7 protein-coding genes are annotated in these 5,035 nt (G+C 51.1%); all 7 read left to right on the top strand.

From position 1 onward, the window contains the following. The first annotated feature begins 110 nt into the window (after positions 1-110). Complete coding sequence (locus tag HY768_05560) at positions 111-611, top strand: zeta toxin family protein (GenBank protein MBI4726676.1); 501 nt, start codon at positions 111-113, stop codon at positions 609-611. After that, positions 608-778 carry a hypothetical protein gene (locus HY768_05555; GenBank protein ID MBI4726675.1) on the top strand — a complete coding sequence of 57 codons (171 nt, stop codon included), beginning with the start codon at positions 608-610 and terminating at the stop codon, positions 776-778. Before HY768_05560 ends, HY768_05555 begins: the two co-directional genes overlap by 4 nt. Positions 779-1,128: 350 nt before the next feature. Further along, positions 1,129-1,773: a fructose-6-phosphate aldolase gene (fsa, locus tag HY768_05550; protein MBI4726674.1), complete on the top strand. Its 645-nt coding sequence runs from the start codon at positions 1,129-1,131 to the stop codon at positions 1,771-1,773. A gap of 50 nt (positions 1,774-1,823) precedes the next feature. Continuing rightward, positions 1,824-2,633, top strand: coding sequence for a transketolase (locus tag HY768_05545; protein MBI4726673.1), 810 nt, complete (start codon positions 1,824-1,826; stop codon positions 2,631-2,633). Between the two features lie 49 nt (positions 2,634-2,682). Continuing rightward, entirely contained in the window at positions 2,683-3,294 is a 612-nt protein-coding gene (locus tag HY768_05540; GenBank protein ID MBI4726672.1) for a hypothetical protein, read from the top strand. Between the two features lie 32 nt (positions 3,295-3,326). Then, complete coding sequence (locus tag HY768_05535; protein MBI4726671.1) at positions 3,327-4,274, top strand: transketolase family protein; 948 nt, start codon at positions 3,327-3,329, stop codon at positions 4,272-4,274. A gap of 2 nt (positions 4,275-4,276) precedes the next feature. Continuing rightward, positions 4,277-5,035 (top strand): DNA methyltransferase (locus tag HY768_05530; protein MBI4726670.1); only part of this gene is annotated, 759 nt, incomplete at its 3' end.

Below are 5,035 nucleotides of genomic sequence, written 5' to 3'. Positions count from 1 at the left end.
CCTGCGCTATAACCGTCCATTTTGGACGGTTATAGCGAAAAGTCATTATATGCGAAATTAGCTGTAATTACAACTATTTTGAAGCTTTTCTTTGATAATATTGCGCATTTTTGAGGTTAAAGCGCCGCGAATACGTCAACGCCGATGCCATTGCCGCAGGCATCTCCCCTTTTAAACCGGAACAAACGGCTATTCAAGCCGGCAGGTTAATGCTGGAGAGAATTCATTATTTGGCAAACCGGGGCGAGGATTTTGCTTTTGAAACCACTATGGCGTCAAAGACATTTGTTCCCTTGCTGAGAAAATGCAAAAATAAAGGCTACTCCATAACCCTTATCTATCTTTGGCTGGCAAGCCCGGAGTTGGCAATCAAAAGAGTGGCCTTGAGGATGGCAGGCGGTGGGCATAATATTCCGGCGGATGTTATTCAAAGACGATATTTTAAGGGATTGCGGAACTTTTATAAATTGTATCTGCCTTTTGGAGATAGTTGGAAATTGTACGACAATTCCCAAGATCAACCTTATTTGGTGGCTTATAAAAACGAAAATTCAGCAATGGAAATACTTCAAGAAAAAACATGGGATATAATAAAAGGATCAGCACAATGAAAAAAACAAAAAAGACATACTCACCCGACGCTATTGATATCGGCGTTCGTTTTGGCGTGGCCAGGGCCTTGGCCGAACATAAAAAAGCCGGAAGGCCGATAGCCATTTGTAAAAACGGAAAAGTTGTTGAGATTCCGGCCAGGAATATCAGGGTTCCAAAGGTTTGAATGAAACTTTATAAAAAACCGTCTTGCTTTTCAGGGCGGCTTTTTATCCAATTGGGGCTTAATTTGGGCTCATCGGTTGACAAATAAATGCAATTTAAGTATAATAGATTTCATTAAACCGTTACCACCCGCTTTCGTTCAGTAATCTGGAGCGAAGGTTTTTTGTTAATACAGGTAACTATTCAGAGCCACTAAGCATGTCCTGAGCCCTTCGGTTCACTCAGGGTAAACTCTGTCGAAGGAACACCAAGTCTCAAAGGATGAACTTTATACCTTGTGTGTTTATCCTATATGGGAATTGCCCAGTATTTTGCCTTTGTGGCTGAATAGTAACAATACAGGAGTCTGAAATGAAGCTTTTCATAGATACCGCCAACCTTGCCGAGATCAAAGAAGCCGCCAGCTGGGGCATCATCGACGGGGTAACCACCAATCCCAGCCTGATCGCTAAGGAGGGACGGGATTTTGCCACGGTGGTCAGGGAGATCTGCGCCATCCTGAACGGCCCGGTGTCGGCCGAAGTGATCAGCGAGAAGGCCCCGGACATGCTGGCCGAAGCGGAGCCGCTGATCAATATCCATCCCAACGTGGCGATCAAGATCCCCATGACCCTGGAGGGCTTGAAGGCGGTCAAGATCCTCTCGGCCCGGGGAATCAAGACCCACATCACCCTGGTGTTCTCGGCCAATCAGGCCCTGCTGGCCGCCAAGGCCGGGGCCGCCTTCATCAGCCCCTTCGTAGGGCGGCTGGACGACGTCTCGGAATACGGGATGGACCTGATAGGGGAGATCGTCCAGATCTACGAGAATTACGAATTTGCCACTCAGATACTGGCGGCCAGCATCAGGACCCCGCTCCAGGTGCTGGACTGCGCCAAGCTGGGAGCCCACATCGCCACCGTGCCCTTCAACGTCCTGAAAATGCTGGCCCAACACCCGTTGACTGACATCGGGATCCAGAAATTTCTATCCGACTGGGCCAAGGTCAAGAAATAGTGATCACCGAAAGGCAACGGTAAAATAATGCCGGCCCAAAATAAGTTGGTATGAATACCGAAGACATAAAGAACCAAGCCCGGCAGATCCGGCGCGACATCATCGAGATGGTCTACTGCGCCGGTTCGGGTCATCCCGGAGGGTCGTTATCCTCAGCCGAGATAATGACCGTTCTTTATTTTTACGCCCTGCAACACCAGCCCAAAAACCCTTCATGGGAAGGGCGGGACCGGTTTTACCTTTCCAAGGGGCACGCCTGCCTGGTGCTGTATGCCGCGCTGGCTGAATCCGGATACTTCGCCAGATCAATTCTGAAAACATTCCGCCATCTGGGATCCCTATTGCAGGGCCATCCCCACCGTCTGAAAACGCCGGGGGTCGAGGCTTCCAGCGGTTCTCTGGGACAGGGACTTTCGCTGGCGGCCGGGACCGCGTTGGGATTCAGGATGGACGGGAAGTCCAACCGGGTCTATTGCCTACTGGGCGACGGCGAACTGCAGGAGGGACAGGTGTGGGAAGCGGCCATGGCCGCCGGGCACTTTAAGCTGAATAATCTCTGCGCCATCGTGGATCACAACAATCTGCAGATAGACGGGCCGGTGGAACAGGTGATGGGTGTCGCGCCCCTGGCCGACAAGTGGCGGGCCTTCCGCTGGCAGGTGATAGAAGCGGACGGCCACAACATCCAGCACCTGGCCAGGGCTTTTGACTTTGCCCGGGGCATCAAGGGCAAACCAACTGTGATCCTGGCCAGAACGGTCAAGGGCAAAGGGGTTTCCTTCATGGAGAACCGGGCGGAGTGGCACGGCCGGGCGCCCGGCAAGGAGGAATACGAAAAGGCCATGGCGGAACTCAAATAATCTAATCCGGGAATGAAATATAGGTTCAAAAAGGGCACTGGGAGAAGCAGTGAGAATATCAGTTATCACCGGGCAATTGAAAAAGATATTTTACCTAGTATCAGGAATTCTTGTTTTAGCCGGGGTATCATGCACCTACCACCCGGACCTGAAACAGAATTTTCAGATGAGCCTGGACGGTTCCAAATACGTCTGGGAGTCGGGCCCGGCCTTAGGATATGTGCACGGTCTGGAGATAGGAAACCCGAAAGAGATAAAAGCCGTGGAAATAATATATCCGCTGATGAGAGACACCCAGCGGCCGTTGCCGGGATTGCAGCTCTATTTTGACCCCTGGACTTGCAAAACTGGCAAGCAAATAAAATTTGACCGCAACACGCCGGGCTTTGAGCTGAGTTTTAGGCCGCCCTACCGCCCCTTTGCTAAAGAAGGTCTGGTGATGGGTTATTCGACCAAAGAAGGCGAAGGGGTCGGCGAGCTGTTGATAAACTCCAGAGATATCAGGGCCAACGGCGCAGTTTCCAGAAAGATCGTTCATGCCCGGCTGTATGTTTACTATTACAATCCCGAGACCGGCGAAGTAACCAAGGCCCAAAAGCCCTCGGTGCTGGAGATCTGGGATTTCCCGTTTGAAGTGCGGCTGGCGGTGGCCCAGTTTTGACCCAGGGAGTTGGGTCAAAAAACATGGATAAGATGAAACAGAAAAACAAATATCGTTTGGTTGCCGACCTTAATTTTAAAATTATCGAGCAAAAGCCCACCCGCTTTGGCTATGCCGACGCTTTGCTGGAGTTGGGCAAAACCAATCCCAATGTGGTGGTGCTGGACGCCGACCTGGCCAAATCCACTTTAACCGGCAGGTTCCAGGAAAAATACCCCCAGAGATTTTTCGACATCGGCATCGCCGAGCAGAACATGCTGGGCATGGCCGGGGGGCTTTCTTTAACAGGGAAGATACCTTTTGTCAACACCTACGGGGTCTTTCTGGCCGGGCGGGCCTGGGACGGGGCGCACGGGGGACTCTCGGTGGGTCCGGACGGCGCCACCCACCAGGCGCTGGAAGAGATAGCGTTGATGCGGGTGCTGCCCAATATGCGGCTCATAGTTCCGTGCGATTCCAACCAAGCATACAAGGCCACGCTGGAAACGGCCAGAATCAAGGGCCCGGTCTATATCCGGTTAGGGCGCGAGCCGGTGCCGGTGATCACCACCGACAAGACGCCGTTCCGCTGCGGCCAGGCCCAGACATATCGCGAAGGCAAGGATGTGACCATCTTCGCCTGCGGGCTGCTGATCTACCTGTCATTAGTGGCGGCCGAAAAGCTCGCAAAAAAAGGCATATCGGCCCGGGTGATTAACCTGCATACGGTAAAGCCCATAGATAAAAAGGCCATCATCAAGGCGGCTAAAGAGACAGGGGCTATCGTTACCGCCGAGGAGCACCAGTTGATGGCGGGCTTCGGCTCGGCCATTTCCGAGGTGGTCTCGCAGAACTGTCCGGTACCGATGGAGATGGTGGGCGTGCGGGACACCTTTGGCGAGTCGGGCCAGCCCTGGGAGCTGCTGAAGAAGTATCACTTGATGGATGGGGATATCGTGAAAGCAGTTGAGAAAGCTATAAAACGGAAAAAGAAAATATAACTATGCTTAAAACTTACTTAAAATCTCTTTACGAAACGGCCGTTACCACTTTGCCTAAAAAAACCGATGCCGGGAACCCCGATTTCCGCATCTGGGATGGACAGCATGATATCATAGGCTACATTGAGGCCAAAGAACCGGCCAAGGATAATTTAGACGTAATTGAAACTACCGGACAGTTAAAACGCTACCTGCATACTTTTCCCAACCTGATATTAACCAACTTTCTGGAATTCAGGCTTTACCGCAATGGTGAATGCATAGATACTGTGCAGGTCGGGCGGCCGTTCATTTTGAATAAGCTTAAAGCCGTTCCCGCAGCGGAGCATGAAGAAGCCTTTTTAAAATTGCTGGAAAAATTCTTTGCCTTTAGCCTGCCAAAAACCTACACTGCAAAAACGTTGGCATTGGAATTGGCTAAAAGGACAAGATTTTTACGGGACGAAGTAATTACCGAGGAATTAAAGGAAGAAGATAGCGCTAAGGCCGGGAACATATTGGGTTTTTACGAAGCCTTTAAGCAGGCTTTGATAGCCGGTCTGACCAAGGAAGAGTTTGCCGACCTGTATTCGCAAACCCTGACCTACGGCCTGTTTGCCGCCAGAACAAGATGCCCGGGACAATTCAACCGCGAGCTGGCCTTTAAATATATTCCCCGAACCATCGGCATTTTGCGTTCAGTCTTTCAGTTCATTTCTTCCAGCGATATACCAAAGCCCTTGGAATGGGCGGTTGATGATATTGCCGCAGTTTTAAATGCC

The sequence above is a fragment of the candidate division TA06 bacterium genome (genome assembly GCA_016208585.1).
GTDB lineage: Bacteria > Edwardsbacteria > AC1 > AC1 > EtOH8 > UBA5202.
Note: the sequence above shows the minus strand (reverse complement) of the source record. Positions and strands in the feature narration are given on the sequence as shown.